The organism is Paenibacillus sp. yr247, assembly GCF_900103825.1.
In the GTDB taxonomy this organism is placed as follows: domain Bacteria; phylum Bacillota; class Bacilli; order Paenibacillales; family NBRC-103111; genus Paenibacillus_E.
Window position 1 is genome coordinate 1 of the sequence record NZ_FNIF01000045.1, and the last position, 15603, is coordinate 15603.

A 15603-nucleotide genomic window follows, 5' to 3' on the forward strand; every position below is an offset into this window, starting at 1 on the left:
ACCAGCACCAAAGCCTGTAAGCAGTCAGTCTTCTTTTGCAGATCAAGTGGTTTCCTTAGTAAATCAGGAACGCGCTAAGGCTGGTCTGAGTCCGCTTGTTATGGACAAAGCATTGTCAGCAATGGCACTGGATAAAGCCAAGGACATGTATAATAACCATTACTTTGACCATACATCGCCTACCTACGGTTCTCCGTTTGACATGATGAACTCGTATAGTATTCAATACAGCTATGCCGGCGAAAATATTGCCATGGGGCAGCAAAAACCGCAAGACGTTATGACGTCATGGATGAATAGCGCAGGTCATCGTCAAAACATTTTAAGTCCGAATTATACCAAAATCGGTGTCGGCTATTACAATGGCGAATGGGTGCAAGAATTCATCGCTAACTAATAAATCTCTAAATATAAAAGCAAGACCCTAACTCTCCGATTTGAGAGTCGGGGTCTATTTCTCTAATGCCTTAGGTGTCTGGTGAAAATAAAGTATTAGACTGAATGTCTTGAGAGTACGCGGCTTTTAATTACAGAAAACCGTCAGACTCCGTAAAATAAGTATTAGACTGCCCCCCCGAAATCGAAACAGCGACAACCAGGGACTAGAAAATAAAGTTCGGCACTTCTTGAAGCTTCACAATCAAAGGTGGTCGTAAAGCGGCTGTTGCTGTTGCACACGCCATTATGAAGATCGCCTACCACCTCTTAACTCGCAACGAAGATTACCGAGATTTAGGTGCTGATTATTTTGAAAAACGACAGCAAGATGTCATCGTCTAACAATCCATTCGTAGGCTAGAGAATCTTGGCTTTACAGTAACAATCGCTTCTCCCGATGCCTCATACCTCGCTCATATTAAAAACATGAGACGCAGCCTTTTGAAAAAAACGTAATAGCTGCGCCTAATTTCGTATTACCATTTTTAGTTCTCTACTATGTGAGATTTTCAGGGTAGTTCAATATGATATGTTTCAGTGCTCGGTAAGTGGCAGATGAGACGCCTCCTTCAAACAAGTATTGAAAAAATTACCCTTTCAGATCATCCACCCTCATTCGCCCACCAGCAGTACCGCCTTGAAGTGGTATTTTTCATGTAAGGATGAACGCTCTATATGGAAAAGGCATATTTGTTGTTTGCTGCGATTTCTGCTAAAGCAGGATTTTGTTCCTTTACCAAAATCCGATCGAGAATCAATTGTTCAAAATAAGCGAAACCGCTGTCCCGCACGCGAGGGCGCGGAAGCGATATTTTCACATCCAGGGTAATCTTGCCTTCTTCGATTAAAATTACACGATCAGCGAGCTGAACGGCTTCTGAAACATCATGCGTAACAAGCAAAGCTGTAAACCTCTGCTGAAACCAGAGGCGTTCAATCAACTGCTGCATTTCAATGCGTGTCAAAGCATCCAAGGCGCCAAGCGGCTCATCCAGCAGAAGCAAACGAGGCTGACCGGCCAAAGCACGGGCCAAAGCAACACGTTGGCGTTGCCCGCCAGACAGGACCGCTGGCCATTCATTAGTTCTGTCCGCTAGCCCCACTAGCGCAAGAACCTCCTCCGCTCTTGAGCGCGAACCATCTTTCACTCCAACTTGAACATTCGCGAGCACGCGGTTCCACGGAAGAAGACGGGCATCTTGAAACAACACACGCGTATCCGAATGAATGCCTTTCACCTGCTGGCCGTCCACTTCGATTTTTCCACTTGATGGCTTATCAAGCCCGGCGATTAAGCGCAAAAATGTGCTTTTGCCGCAGCCGCTGCGCCCGACAATCGCAATAAACTCACCCGGTGCTGCATCAAGCTCCACTTCATGCAGCACTTGCTTTTGACCAAAATGCTTCGCTGCTTGCTTCACTTGCAATCGAATGCCCTTACTCTCCGCCATCGTGCCCACTCTCCTCTATGATTTTAAGAAATTAGGATGCCACTGGAGCCACGCGCGTTCCAAAAGCTTTGCTATATAGTCTGATATCTTGCCGAGCAATGCGTAAACGAAAATACTCAGAATAACAACATCCATTTGTAGAAACTCCCTGGCATTCATCGCCATGTAGCCAATCCCTGAACTGGATGAAATCGTCTCTGCAACGATTAACGTTATCCACATGATACCTAATGAGAAACGAACCCCGACCAAAATAGAGGGCAGCGCTCCGGGAACGATGACTTTGCGGAACAAATGAAAATGGCGAAGCCCGTAAACACGGCCCATTTCAATCAACCCTGGATCTACTGATCGAATGCCATGAAAGGTATTTAAATAAATCGGGAAAAACACACCTAACGCAACTAGGAAGAGCTTGCCTTCTTCGCCGATACCAAACCAGAGAATGACCAAAGGAATCATCGAGAGATGCGGGATATTCCGCAGCATTTGTACCGATGTGTCAGTAACCTTTTCAAGGATAGGAATAAGCCCATTAATCAAGCCCAACGCAAAGCCGATACTGCCTCCTATAGCAAAGCCGATAAAAGCCCGTTTGGAACTGGCACCAATATAATCAAATAAGGTGCCTTTCTGTGCCAAATGAATACCCGCTGCAAGGACTGCCGAAGGTGTAGATAGCATTCTGGTGGATATCACCCCAAACTGCCCCAATAACTGCCATAGAACGATAAGCACAATCGGAAGCGCCCAGGGGAGCAACTGTTTAACCAGAGACTTTGACAGGTTGGTTTTCATCAGACCGAACCCCCTTCACCGGCTTTGGCAATTCCGTATTGGCAATTAGCTCTCCGAACGGGCTCACGTAATTAACAGGTTCGTTCGTTCGATTCAGGTTGGTCTTCAGAGGCAGATGCGGGAAAAGCAGCTCCGCAGTCCGATAAGCCTCCTCCAAGTGCGGATAGCCAGAGAAAATGAAAGTCTCAATACCAAGATCCGCATACTCCTTCATTCGTGCGGCAACATTCTCGGGATCACCCACTAAGGCTGTCCCTGCCCCTCCACGAACAAGTCCGATACCCGCCCATAGATTGGGACTAATTTCCAACTTCGTCCGATCACCCTTGTGCAGTTCGGCCATGCGGCGTTGGCCTTCGGAGTCCATACGCGCAAATATTTTCTGCGCAGAAGCAATGGTTTCATCATCCAGATGAGAAATTAACCGATCGGCATCCGCCCAGGCTTCCTCTGAGGTTTCGCGCACGATGACATGCAGACGTATTCCGAATTTCACCGTTCGTCCTCGCTTAGTAGCGGCTTCGCGAACCGTCTTTATTTTTTCCTCTACTTGAGAAGGAGGCTCTCCCCAAGTTAAGTAAACATCAACATGATCCGCTGCTACCTCAATCCCTGCCGGCGAGGAACCACCGAAATAAAGTGGCGGGTACGGCGCTTGGATTGGCGGATAGACGATCTTCCCACCTTTGACTTGCAGATGCTTACCCGTGAAATCTACTTGTTCACCGGCAAGCTCTTTGCGCCAGATATGCAGGAATTCGTTGGTCAAATCATAGCGGGCATCATGATCCAAGAAGAGCCCATCGGCTTCAAGCTCCTGAGTATCGCCGCCTGTTACGACGTTGATTAGCAAACGACCGTTCGATAAGCGATCGAAGGTGGAGGCCATTCTGGCCGAAAGGGTCGGCGACATCAAGCCCGGTCTGACGGCGACGAGGAATTTAAGTCGCTCTGTCGCAGGAATCAAGGAAGATGCTACAACCCATGCATCCTCGCAAGATCTGCCCGTCGGAAGCAGTACGCCGCCAAAGCCCAACTGATCAGCCGCTTGAGCAATCTGCTTCATATAGCCGTAATCGACCGCGCGCGCCCCTTTCGTTGTCCCAATGTATCTGCTGTCTCCGTGTGTCGGAATGAACCAGAATACTTCCATCTTCATCGTCTCCCTTTAATCGTTATTGTTAAGCTCGAATCTATTTCATAGCCGGTAATACAGCATCTTTCACTTTAATTTCTTTGGGAATTAAGCCCAGTTTGAAAAACGTATCGGCAATTTTCTGCTGTTCAGCGATCAACGCATCATCAATCGGTTGAATGCCATATGTTCTGCGTTTTGCTGCGCGTTCCAAGGAAGGAACATCAATACCTAGCTGAGGAGATAGCGTCTCGGCAAGCTCCTTTGGACGATCCTTAGACAAAGAGTCCACTTTTGCCAATTGATCCAGTAAGACTTTGACCGTTTCTTTATTATTTTCAGCATAAGAACGAGTAGATAGAATAAACTCATAGTTCGCAACCGTGTCCTTTCCATCTGCCAAAATTTTCGCTTTCGCTGAAGTCTCAACCGCTGCAAAGAACGGATCCCAAATCACCCAAGCATCCACACTGCCTTTTTCAAAAGCAGCTCTGGCATCTGCCGGAGATAGGAAAACAACTTGAATATCTTCATATTTCAAACCAGCCTTTTCAAGCTGCTTCACTAACAAATAGTGCACGTTAGAGCCTTTATTCAACGCAACCTTTTTCCCCTTAAGATCGGCAACGGATTTAATCTCTGACTTCTCCGGGATGAGGATCGCTTCACTGGCCGGGCTGGCCGGTTCATGTCCTAAGTAAACGAGCGGCGTTCCTGCAGCTTGCGCAAAAATTGGCGGTGCTTCACCGGTATGCCCCACATCAATGCTTCCAACATTCATGGCTTCCAGCAGCTGAGGACCACCTGGAAACTCTGTCCATTGAATTGTGATGCCTTTTTCTTTTAACACTTTATCAAGCTCCCCGTTGGCTTTCAGGAAGTTCACCGTGCCGTATTTCTGGTATCCGATTCGAACAGTTGTGCTGTTCTCTTTTCTTTCCTCTGCTGTGGCTGCAGGTGCCTTCGTATCTGCTGCGCCCGTTGTTGACTTGGAAGCCGATCCGCAACCACTTAATGCCGTAACTAGAAGCATGGATAAAACGAAAGTAACTAGTAGATTTTTTTTCATTTTCGAGACCCCTTTTCTTATTAAAATAGTCTTTTGTTACATGTAGGCACCGAAACGATGCAAAAAGAGACACAGCTCTCCCGTAATGGAAGTTTAGCTTGTGTCTCCGGCGGTCCGGTCGATACATGATTATTCACATGAATTTACTTGGTTTTAATTTACCAACATTAATCTAATTCGTCAATAGTTTTTTATGCGAAAAAAAGACTAAACGCCTCAAACCGGCAGCTGGCGTATAATCATTGGCTCGAAATGATTTTGATCATGTGCGAGCAACTGGAAAAGCACTTGTTAAGTGTGCCATTTCTATTCATGGTTTTTTATTGAACATTACTGCCCGTCCCTCGGAGGAGGTAGCCGGTCCAATCTTAGCCGGCTGCCTCCTCCTATTCATGCAAATCCTATTGCCCCTCTCTAGAGGGGTATTTTTTTACCTGAATGACTTTTTCAATGATTAATCCGTGGGACATGACTCCACTAATTAAGATCGGAACTGTAGTTCTACCCATAATGATATGGGTATGCCCATTAGCTACCTGTGTTACGATTCTGAACCGGTGAAAATGATTAGCGCCTTGTCCATTAATAGCTGGCCCGGTTGTCCCTGAATACATGTGTCGATGTCCATTTGTCGTATTCGTTATCCCTTGAAATGTATGTCTGTGAGAACCAGGGATTCGAATTAAAAGATCTGTTACATTACTGAACAAATGTTGGTGCTGACGTGTAACAGATGTAACACCTTGCATACGATGTTGAATTCGGCTAAAAGACATCTTGAACACTACCTTTCAAATTTTTTGACTTTCTAATATATCAAATGCTTTTTCAGTCAATTTGAAAGGTACAGTTTACTGAGATTATTTATATCATTTTATTGATATAGATGTGATGCCACTGGGTATTTTCTAAAACCCGTTAATATAACAACGATTTTGGAGTTACCACGCCTCTATTTATGAAGCATTACTGCCCGTCCCTCGGTTTTAAGGGTTTATCTCACATTTACTCACTCATTCGCAGGATTTCATCGCCATGTATACTTTCGCAGCTTAGTTCTCCAAACAAACCCTTGATATAGCAAGGCAAACCAGAGATCCATTCGCGGAGTTGACAAAATTTCCGATGACTTTTCACGTTTGGTCTTTGCATGAGTCAACTATATAAATAACGTCATGAGTTGTTGTAGAGCCGTCTGGTAATCTAAATCCCTAACCTCATCTGCAAAAAGGAAAAACAGACCACCTAGCGACTTTTCGTCATTTTCTTGGCGACGCTCATATTCCATCACCAAATAACGACCGAACACAACCGTCGTGTATCTGATCAGCATGTCAAAAGAACGGCCATGGAACTCGGTTCCCAGTTTAAGATAGCTCTTTGTAAATTTGAAAAACGTCTCGATACTCCAACGCATACCATAGATTCGCACGATTTCGTCTTCGCTCATCGTCAAGTCCGTGCTGATAATGACCAACCATTCTCGGCACTTGTTGCGATTTTGAACAAACACGAACTTAGCGGGTAATCCGCAAACGGTTTCGGCGATGACGGAGCCCAAAATTTCAAGGCTTACCCTTGCAACCAAAAGGCTTAATTAGTTTTTCGTAGGTGCGAAAGTTGAGTTATCATAAAAAAAGTCACCCTTAATCTTAATCTCAGGGTGACTTTTTTATGGTAAATGAAGGGTGAAATATGAGATGGGTGGCTGTGGAGGCTTAATATATAAGATTCAAATTTAAAAATAATGTGTGGACACATAGGGGGAATTTGCGGTTATTTTTTCCGGGTGTTATGAAAAGGTATTTAACCCGGCACTGAATGAGCGGATCAAGATAATACCAATTCTCAGTTTCTGTTCGATTTAATTGCTCGGCTATTTTGAAAAATGCAGATCGGGCTTCCGGTGGTACAAATTCACAAACACCAACATAGCTGCCGTCACTCACCTGCAGGGACCATCCGAATTCTTTTTTACGAATGCCGGCTATTCCAAAGCTCAATTTGGTTCATACGTCCAAGCAAACACTATTTAACGAACATATTTTATACCGTAGTGACAAATCACCAGAAAGGAATGAGTAAACATGGGAGCAGTAGGTTATGGTGCAAGTTGTGCAGGTTACGGTGCAAGCACAGCAATTGTCTTGGTTCTTTTTATTCTTTTGGTTATCATCACATCAGTTTTTGTATGGTAATTCCTTAATCCAACACAAAGAACAACGAGAAAAACGGCCGCGAAATAAAATACGGGCCGTTTTTTTTCGTTGTTCTAATCATAAAAAAAGTCACCCTTAATCTTAATCTCAGGGTAACTTTTTTTATGGTAAATGAAGGGTGAAATATGTGATGGGTGGCTATGGAGGCTTAATATATAAGATTCAAATTTAAAAATAATGCGTGGACACATAGGGGGAATTTGCGGTTATTTATTCCGGGTTGTCCAAAAATTCAATTTGAGAAGCATACTCTTTGAGAACCCATTCCGGCAATTGATGTGGAGTGTCTTGGCTCACATCCTGAACAAAGCCATTACGATACAACATTACTGCAGTTCTATATACCTGGTTCCGGTGTTGGTCTGGCAATCCGTCTGTCAAATCCTCTAACCTATTCCCCCCGTTGAATATCGATATCAGTTTTTCAATCCACTGATCGATCAACTCGTCTTCCATGCGGAACGAGCTTTCGTTGTTTCGAAAATACACACTACCGTTTGGATTATGGAGAAAAAACGTATCCCTTTTCATCTTCGGTCGCATCGAATGGTTCAAATTTGTCATTTTATTCCTCCTCCATAATTCCCGATCTGTCCCAACTCTTCACAAGTAATTTTATGTACAGCTATTTGTCCCTCATGTCTTATACTTTAAGGAAAGCCCTGCAGCCAATGTAGTGAAGTGCCCCCCTTAAAATAGGCATGGAAAAAGTTGTGACAGTTATGACAATTAAAACATTGAAGCAAACGAAGCATACTCGAGGAGCCTAACCATATATAAAAACTTCAATAAAAAAAGGGCTGCGCCGAAATAAATCTCGGTGCAGCCCCCTTATTTCATTTTACCACCAGAATCCTGGACCACCGAAGCCGCCAAAGCCGCCGCCAAACGGGAACCCGCCAAAACCACCGAATGCAAAAGGTTCAGTGCCGATGGCTAAGAGATCAAACAATACCAATGGGATGATCGCTTTAACCTGTACTTTTTTACCTTTTTGTGGAGCTACAATCAATGTGTTTCCGCTAATTCTGACCAATTTGCCTGATACGGTTGTTCCGTCTTTCTTCAGTGCCATAATTTGTTTACCGACCATTTTACGAACGTCCTCTTTCCGAATTTGGGATGTCACGAACGTCCACCTCCTTCTGCCAACAGAGATACATTGCTATACAATATACTCCTGTGTAGGTAACATCGATTGGATACCTGTCCACCCATGCATAAAAACAGTCGTTCACCTACAAAAAACGCCACTTTTCCAGTCCATAAGGCGCTGCATTCCAAGATCATCGCGCGTTCCATGGGCCTTCGCCGGGGCATACGTGGTTCGGCTCCCTCTAGTCCCTTTTGGGTACTTTCACATTATCCCAAGTTGTAGTAACGCGATCAAATGAAGAAGAGCTGCTCAGTATTGCGCGAACGCTAGAAGAATACTCCACGCACCCCACCGCAAAAGCAGTCGTTGCGTACTTCAAAGATAAAGGCATCTCTACCCTTCTAAGCGATAAGTTCAGAAACATCGTCAGTAAGGTGTAGGCGAGACTATTGGCGATGAGGAATACTTTGCTGGTAACCTTAAATTGTTCCGGAGCTAAACACCTCTCTCGCAGAATGGAATCCCAAATCCTTTCCCTTCAGCAAGAAGGAAATACAATCGTTATTATAGGAACAAAAGAGAAGATATTCGGTATTATGGCGGTGGCGGATGACATTCGTGATACCTCTGTGAAAGCTCTTAAAGGGCTTCAAGCCGTTGGGGTTAACCAAGACTGGCGCATCTCTAATTGTATATTTAAATAGCATGAGATTACTGAAAGTAAAAGGATGAAGCAAAGCGAGTTTATAAAAGATGAAATTGACGTATTTACTTACCAGAGCCTCCGCTCGATGGTGATCCTTGAATACGGAGGTCTACTCCCTTATGAAAGAAAAAGAATCCTTTGTAGTTTAAATAAATACTGCAGAATTTAATTCCCAAAACGTGATAATCAACATGGGGTTATTATTGAAAAATTGTAAGCACCTTGTCCAATACGTGCATATACTAGTCATCACTAATATATAATGAAATCATCTTAAAGAAAGGGTAATATTCGGAAAAAATTGACTTAGCGTATATGAAGATTTCACCGACCTAACAAAACAAGAGCAACTACGTCTGTTTCAAGCGATTAAAGATACCTTATCTCCTGCTCCCAAGATTCATGGATTACTGGCGATATCCGAGAAGTCAATTGGCATGCCTTTATTGTGGAAGTTTAAGTGTGAAGCGGAACGGAAAATATCGTGGTCGCCAGCGTTACTTTAAATATTTCAAGTTAATGGTAGATGGATATACGCTTCCTAAAATTACAGAGAAGCTTAAAATACATGTTTCAACGGCTTTCTATTGGAGACATAAAATTCTTTACGCCTTGCGTTCCCTCGGCAATAATCAACTTAGCGGAATCATTGAAAGCTATGAGACTCATTTTTTGGACGATAAGATCGGGAAGCAAACCAAGATAACAATCATAGGGGCTGCCGACCGGCAGTTTCTTCTCTTCGGCCTCGGGGAGATTAGCGGAGAAACCCGCCGAAACGAGTGGGGCACATTGCTGCGAGATGAGGTGATCTGCGTGAATGCTATCATATCAGTTGTCGGAGAAGGTTTATTGGCCGACTTCGTATGCGGAAAGCTATTGGACTGTTATCAGGTCGTTCGACAGACAGATTTCACTTCAGACATACCGAAAGCGGCGAAATTGGTTGTGGTGCTGCACGATGACTGGCCTTCCTCCGGATACATCGAGGCTGAAGAGGCGCTGCAGCAGGCCGGCATCCCGTGGCTGCGGGGCTTTATTTCAATGGATGAAGGCATAGTCGGGCCTTTGGTTCGTCCGGGTGTGCCGGGATGCTCCCAGTGTGCGGATGACCGGCGTTTCACGGCGTCGCCTGGGGACATACAACGTGCCGTAAGATCTTCGCCTGCAGGACTTTGGCATGCAGCTCACTTGCTGATTGCCGAGACGCAGCGAGTGCTGCGGGGCAGCCGAGCCCATACGGAAGAGCATATGTATATCATTAATCTGAAAACTCTGAATAGCTCACTCCATTTCATTCTGCCTGACCCGCTTTGTCCTGTGTGCGGCCGCTTGCCCGACGATTCATCGGCGGCGGCCAACATTTCGCTCAAGCCGAGACCGAAGATAAGCGCCGACAGTTACCGCTGCCGTCCGATAGACGACCTGAAACAACATTTGGCCAAAGACTATATGGATTCCCGGACCGGCGTATTTAATGCCAAGATGCTTGACCTCGTGTCGCCGTTTGCCGGGGTGGGGGTCAATCTGCCGTCGTTTCTGATGGGAGATGAGATAACGGGAGGCCGCAGCTTTTCTTATGCGGAAAGCGAATTGACCGCGATCTTGGAAGGATTGGAGCGACACTGCGGTATAACCCCCCGCGGCAAACGGACCGTAATCTACGACAGCTACAACCGTGTTGCGGATCATGCGCTCGACCCCTCCAAGGTAGGGTTATATTCGAAGGAACAGCACGCGCAGCCTGATTTCACGTTCGAACCGTTTGATCACGACCTCCCGATCGATTGGGTATGGGGCTATTCGCTAGTGCGGAAGTGTCCGATCCTTGTTCCGGAGAGTCTCGCTTATTACAGCTCGGGATTCGGTGGCGGCTTTGTCCAGGAAGGCTCCAACGGGTGTGCGTTAGGCGGAAGCTTGGAGGAAGCCGTCTTGTACGGAATTTTGGAAGTGGCTGAGCGCGACTCGTTCCTGATAACTTGGTACGCTCAGTTGACTATCCCGCGCCTGGACCCCTATTCCGCTAACGATCAGGAACTGCGGCTCATGGTCGAAAGGCTGCGCGCAGTTGCCGGATACGATGTACATTTGTTTAACATGACGATGGAGAATGGGATTCCGAGCATTTGGGCGCTCGCGAAAAGCGTCAGCCCCGGGAAGATGAATCTTATCTGTGCGGCGGGAGCACATTTGGATCCGGTACGGGCCGCGAAAAGCGCCATTCACGAATTGGCCGGCAGGCTGATCTTCCTGCAAGAGAAATTTGAGGCGGGCCGGGAACATTTTATGCAAATGCTCGACGATCCGTTTCTCGTATGGCAAATGGAGGATCATGTCATGCTGTACGGTTTGCCGCAAGCAGAGGAACGGCTGCAATTTTTGCTGGACGGACAGCGTCCGCTCAGAACGTTTGACGAGGAGTTCAAGCGTAAGGCAAGTCATGCGGATCTGACAGATGATCTGAAGGACACGATCGAGGTGTTTAGCCGCTTGAACCTCGATGTGATCGCGGTGGATCAGTCGTCGCCGGAAACGCTGCTAAACGGGCTGCATTGCGTAAAAGTTCTGATTCCGGGAATGCTGCCGATGACGTTCGGACATCATTTGCAACGCTTGACGGGGCTGAAGAGAGCGCTTCGGGTGCCGGCGGAGCTTGGATATGCAAAAGAGCCGCTGACGGCCGGTCAACTCAATCCGCATCCGCATCCGTTTCTATAAGACGCGAAGGATCAGTATGCCACCCCCATTAATATCGTCATTATCCGTTAGCGGAATGATTTACTAGCCATTCTTATGTAATAGATGTTCTGCTATTTCTTGTACTCTTTTTATTGATATGCAATTTCTCTGTTCAACCGCAAGTGGATGTTCATTCGGTTCTAATTCTATATATGGTCTAATACCCACCTCCCAGGTGATATAAAAATTGACTTATGCCATTGATGGGAACATATTCTTCAACGCAAATGGTCCTCTTTCCTCTATTCTTCATCATTCGCACACCCCATTTTTGGATTGCTTTCTTCGTCTTTCGAATTCCCTTAACACCCTTGTTTGGACTTCACTTTGATTCTCCACCGGTTTAAGGTAGCCGTCATGTTCAAACCCATCCTGATCTTCACCGTCAAAACGGTACATTTTCTTCAGAAGGCTCCACATTTGTTCTAGCTCATCCGTTGAGAAATCTGTGAAAAGATCCGTCAAAAAATAGATTCCTTTTTCAGCAGATTCCATCATGAGTTGTTTTCCCGATTCTGTGATTTTGACGTTGACCGCGCGTTTGTCCTTCCGGCTAGGCGTGATGAGAGTATATCCTTTTTTCTCCAAAATCGCGATGATTTGCTTCACGCTCTGTTTGGAGGTTCCGTTCCCAGTTTTCTTGCGATGTTGTTGAGCGTGGTTTCATCTTCTTGCAAATGTGCAATGGCCATCATCGCCATATATTGTCTGGATGTCAAGTTTTCAAAATAGGCATCGCCTTTCATTTGGATCTTATTTGCAAGTGAAGACCGATTCATTTCTGTCGATAGCATTCTCCTGATATTTATTGAAGTAACGTTCACCGTCAACGCTTGATTATACTTTTTCTTTGCTAGAAAAGTGAGAACATTGAAAGTAACAATATAGCAAGCCCAATAATCAAATACAATCCCTGACCCTCATAAGAAATCATAAGGATAAGCTCCCACATGTTTGATGGACCAGAATATGGACCATCGTCTCTAACGGCAAGTACGCTAAACGCGGTCAAACAGATGCTAATCCGATCATCTTCACGCCGCTGCCCGGACCGTTATCCAGAGATATCCGAAAAACTCCAATTTCGACATATGAAGCGCGTTAGTTCAATGCCGTTTACTATTCTAATATTATTTTTCCATCGAACTTTATAAAATCTTTAAATACCCTTTCGTGATGTTTTGCAAAAAGCTCACTTGAAGCTTCTGGTAGATTATCCAATGGGTAAAACTTAGCATCCACGCTTTCATCTGTCTCTTTTTCAAGCGTTCCCGTCCACTCATCGACTCGAAATAGATACTCTATTATGTGATGCTCGTTTCCCCAACGGGCTGTAAATGTTTGTGTTGTTGGAGAAGAATAAATAGCAATTAATGTTGCCTTAAGAATGTCAAGCCCTGTTTCTTCCTTAACTTCACGCTTCATCGCATCAAACACTGATTCATCTCGTTCCATGGCTCCTGCAGGCATACCCCACTTTTTATCACCACTACGCTTTATAAACAAGGCACGACCTTTATCATCAAGTAAGATTGCCCGTACTGAGTTTACGATTATCTTTTGTGTGCCAATGGCTTTGTGAAGTTTGCCTAAATAAGAATCTTGCCAACCACTCATTTTTCTCACCCTTTGGATTATTCTGGACGTGTTTATAATAATGTTTTAATCCTATCAATAAAATAACTAATTTTAGATGGATTCGTTGTAATATTGATATTAAAGACATACCACGTTTGTTGTACTTGTATCAACAATCCTACCCATTACTTTGATGAGCAAAAAGAGGAGCTGCCGCGAGGCAAGCTCCTTCACTATCGTTCTCCGTTTAGTTAAAAGCATAAGTTGGACCCTTCTCCAGAAGATACTGGAACTTGCTAAATCTATTGGTCGCCTCGCTGCACGATCTGGCAGCATAGTTTAATTTCTACTAAATTTTCTGTGGTTCACTTTTCTTATAAGTTATAATCTGGAAATATCATTTTTACAGCTTTCCGAATGATCAATTTCATATTAGACTTCCTCTCCTTTACTAACTGAAATTTTGTTATACGCGGGCAACCGCAGACATACTAATCCTGCAAGCGCTGATAAGCCGGCCGCTGTCCCAAAGGCAAAGAGATGTGTTCCAAAAAACTCATATCCCCAACCGGCAGTATAAACACCAACTGCCCCTCCAATTTGATGAATGAAATAACTCCAACCGTATAAAATACCCAACCATCGGAGCCCATACATAGTTCCTAGAATAGCGGAAGAAAGCGCCGTACTTCCCGCCCATACAAGCCCGCCGAAAGCCGACACCATGTACAATTGCCATTCTGACATGATTAGTACAATTAGAAGAAATTCTGCTCCGCGAAAGATGTATATGCTCGAAAGCATCAACCGTTTCGAAATATTGTCGGAAAGATTTCCTAAGAAAACACTGCTAATCATCGCAACCAACCCAAGTAACCCAATGCTGAAAGAAGACGTATGCTCATGAAAACCATGATCCATCAACATCGGAACACCGTGAGAACCTAATAGATTCATACTGAAGCCGCATGCGAAAAGACCAAAAGTAATATGCCAAAAAGGGCGTGTTGCGAGGGCATCGGTCCATTTATCCAGTGAAATCATTGGTGCCGAAAGATCGGTTCGATTCATCATGATTTGCCCGGGAAGCAGGTCTGTGTTAACTGGAGCATCGTCACTTAGAATCAATGTAGAGGCCGCAATCAAAACGAGAAATAAACCTGCAAGCAACAGCATCGTTGTCTTCCATCCAACCCATTCAATTGCAAATGTAAAAATTGGAGTCATTATTGCGATCCCTCCCATCGAACCAGTAGACAAATAAAAGAGCGCCTTTCCCCATTGCCTTGTAAACCACTTGCTTACAATAGGAGTTACAGCAATCGGACTTGTAAACGAAAGGCCTAAGGACAATAGAATGCTATAAGCAAACGTAAAGCTTACTGGGTCATTCGAACAGACCGCCCAAACCGTTGAAATCGCTATCATGACTGCTCCTGACAACAAAACAAATCGCGTACCGAGTTTATCGACCAGATAACCGGCTATAGGCATACCAATCCCGTACACGATCATACTAACGGCAAAAATAGAAGACAGAAGTGTACGACTTATCCCTAAACTGTCTAACATCGGATTAAAAAAGGGCCCTGCCCCAAGTCGTGTGCCCACCGTCAGCATTGTGATCAATGATGTGACAATGACAATATTCCATCCATAATACCATTTCCTCATGATTGCCGGCTTCAACTTTTAACCTCCATTCCCAAAAGCTTTTGTTGATGATTACTTTACTACAGTTAAATTGATAAGAAAAAGACATATATGTTATTGTAGCAATATGATTTACTTATATCTTGAAAATTAGGTGATCTCGGAAATATGGAGTTTAGACAATTAGCTTACTTCGTTGAAGTCGCGAGATTGAACAATTTAACACGAGCGGCTGAACGGCTGAAAGTCGCCCAACCGGCGCTCTCGCAGCAAATCAGAAACCTGGAACGAGAACTTGGTGTAAGGCTGTTTAACCGCTCTGCCCGAGGTGTAGCGCTTACTGAGGCAGGAAAGATATTTTTTATTGGTGCAGAAAAAACATTAGCTGAGGCGGAACGGGCCAAAGATTCCGCCAAAGGATTCAACAACCAGCTAAGAGGGAAGGTAACTGTAGGTGCGCTAGAATCCGTAGTGCAAACCAGACTACCGCGAATGCTGGCAACCTTCGGGATTGAGTATCCGGGGATTAAAGTATTTATAGGGAGAATACAACCAGATCGCTTCTTGAGGCACTTAAGAAGGGCGAATTGGATCTCGCTCTTGCACATGAATGGGATGATAAATATTTTCCACAGTTGGAAGATTCAAATCCTCCGTCTGGAATTTGTGCGAAATCGCTGTATAATGACGAGTTAGTTCTTGCCGTTGCTAAGGGTCATCC

General features: G+C 44.8%; 17 protein-coding genes and 3 pseudogenes. 7 read left to right on the top strand and 13 right to left on the bottom strand.

The genetic code is table 11. The features are described from left to right. A partial coding sequence (locus tag BLT91_RS29135; protein WP_254777193.1) for a CAP domain-containing protein occupies positions 1–397 on the top strand: 397 nt, incomplete at its 5' end. Between the two features lie 712 nt (positions 398–1109). Here BLT91_RS29135 and BLT91_RS29140 read toward each other — a convergent pair. The 6 genes and pseudogenes from BLT91_RS29140 to BLT91_RS29165 all read right to left on the bottom strand — a co-directional run. Next, complete coding sequence (locus BLT91_RS29140; protein ID WP_090827632.1) at positions 1110–1889, bottom strand: ATP-binding cassette domain-containing protein; 780 nt, start codon at positions 1887–1889, stop codon at positions 1110–1112. A 15-nt stretch (positions 1890–1904) separates the two neighbouring features. Then, entirely contained in the window at positions 1905–2687 is a 783-nt protein-coding gene (gene ssuC, locus BLT91_RS29145; RefSeq protein WP_090827634.1) for an aliphatic sulfonate ABC transporter permease SsuC, read from the bottom strand. Then, the gene (ssuD, locus tag BLT91_RS29150) at positions 2656–3840 is read right to left on the bottom strand and encodes an FMNH2-dependent alkanesulfonate monooxygenase (RefSeq protein ID WP_090827635.1); all 1185 of its coding nucleotides are present in this window, start codon (positions 3838–3840) and stop codon (positions 2656–2658) included. Before ssuD ends, ssuC begins: the two co-directional genes overlap by 32 nt. A 40-nt stretch (positions 3841–3880) precedes the next feature. Further along, a complete protein-coding gene (locus tag BLT91_RS29155) occupies positions 3881–4891 on the bottom strand; it encodes a sulfonate ABC transporter substrate-binding protein (RefSeq protein WP_090827637.1) in 1011 nt (336 codons plus the stop codon). 401 nt (positions 4892–5292) lie between these two features. After that, on the bottom strand, positions 5293–5667 hold the full coding sequence (locus BLT91_RS29160) for a YmaF family protein (protein WP_090827639.1): 375 nt from the start codon (positions 5665–5667) through the stop codon (positions 5293–5295). 229 nt (positions 5668–5896) lie between these two features. After that, a pseudogene (locus BLT91_RS29165) lies at positions 5897–6458 on the bottom strand (IS4 family transposase); the annotation flags it as partial. A gap of 520 nt (positions 6459–6978) precedes the next feature. Between BLT91_RS29165 and BLT91_RS29170 the strand changes: the two are divergent. Then, positions 6979–7089 carry a YjcZ family sporulation protein gene (locus BLT91_RS29170; RefSeq protein ID WP_090827641.1) on the top strand — a complete coding sequence of 37 codons (111 nt, stop codon included), beginning with the start codon at positions 6979–6981 and terminating at the stop codon, positions 7087–7089. Positions 7090–7320: 231 nt separating this feature from the next. On the opposite strand, the gene BLT91_RS29175 is transcribed toward BLT91_RS29170, so the two are convergent. Then, entirely contained in the window at positions 7321–7674 is a 354-nt protein-coding gene (locus BLT91_RS29175; protein ID WP_368086865.1) for a hypothetical protein, read from the bottom strand. 277 nt (positions 7675–7951) lie between these two features. After that, positions 7952–8239 carry a hypothetical protein gene (locus BLT91_RS29180; RefSeq protein WP_254777194.1) on the bottom strand — a complete coding sequence of 96 codons (288 nt, stop codon included), beginning with the start codon at positions 8237–8239 and terminating at the stop codon, positions 7952–7954. A gap of 218 nt (positions 8240–8457) precedes the next feature. Between BLT91_RS29180 and BLT91_RS32150 the strand changes: the two genes are divergently transcribed. The 4 genes and pseudogenes from BLT91_RS32150 (at position 8458) to BLT91_RS29190 (ending at position 11630) form a co-directional block, all read left to right on the top strand. After that, positions 8458–8646: a hypothetical protein gene (locus tag BLT91_RS32150; RefSeq protein WP_175532589.1), complete on the top strand. Its 189-nt coding sequence runs from the start codon at positions 8458–8460 to the stop codon at positions 8644–8646. A gap of 75 nt (positions 8647–8721) precedes the next feature. Continuing rightward, entirely contained in the window at positions 8722–8910 is a 189-nt protein-coding gene (locus BLT91_RS29185) for a hypothetical protein (protein WP_175532590.1), read from the top strand. A 358-nt stretch (positions 8911–9268) separates the two neighbouring features. Further along, positions 9269–9608, top strand: a pseudogene (locus tag BLT91_RS33285) (IS1595 family transposase); the annotation flags it as partial. A gap of 120 nt (positions 9609–9728) precedes the next feature. Further along, on the top strand, positions 9729–11630 hold the full coding sequence (locus BLT91_RS29190) for a TOMM precursor leader peptide-binding protein (RefSeq protein ID WP_090827651.1): 1902 nt from the start codon (positions 9729–9731) through the stop codon (positions 11628–11630). A gap of 63 nt (positions 11631–11693) precedes the next feature. On the opposite strand, the pseudogene BLT91_RS34100 reads toward BLT91_RS29190, so the two are convergent. The 5 genes and pseudogenes from BLT91_RS34100 to BLT91_RS29205 form a co-directional block, all read right to left on the bottom strand. Then, positions 11694–11816: pseudogene (locus BLT91_RS34100) on the bottom strand (DUF2199 domain-containing protein); the annotation flags it as partial. Between the two features lie 87 nt (positions 11817–11903). Next, positions 11904–12260 carry a MarR family winged helix-turn-helix transcriptional regulator gene (locus tag BLT91_RS29195; RefSeq protein WP_368086866.1) on the bottom strand — a complete coding sequence of 119 codons (357 nt, stop codon included), beginning with the start codon at positions 12258–12260 and terminating at the stop codon, positions 11904–11906. Then, positions 12257–12445, bottom strand: coding sequence for a hypothetical protein (locus BLT91_RS34105; protein ID WP_368086867.1), 189 nt, complete (start codon positions 12443–12445; stop codon positions 12257–12259). The genes BLT91_RS29195 and BLT91_RS34105 overlap by 4 nt, the downstream gene beginning before the upstream one ends. Before the next feature lie 325 nt (positions 12446–12770). Continuing rightward, a complete protein-coding gene (locus BLT91_RS29200; RefSeq protein WP_090827645.1) occupies positions 12771–13268 on the bottom strand; it encodes an NUDIX domain-containing protein in 498 nt (165 codons plus the stop codon). 393 nt (positions 13269–13661) lie between these two features. After that, positions 13662–14903, bottom strand: coding sequence for an MFS transporter (locus BLT91_RS29205; RefSeq protein WP_090827653.1), 1242 nt, complete (start codon positions 14901–14903; stop codon positions 13662–13664). A 147-nt stretch (positions 14904–15050) separates the two neighbouring features. Here BLT91_RS29205 and BLT91_RS33720 point away from each other — a divergent pair, with 147 nt between their 5' ends. Further along, positions 15051–15578, top strand: coding sequence for a LysR family transcriptional regulator (locus tag BLT91_RS33720; protein ID WP_090827647.1), 528 nt, complete (start codon positions 15051–15053; stop codon positions 15576–15578). Positions 15579–15603 lie beyond the last annotated feature (25 nt).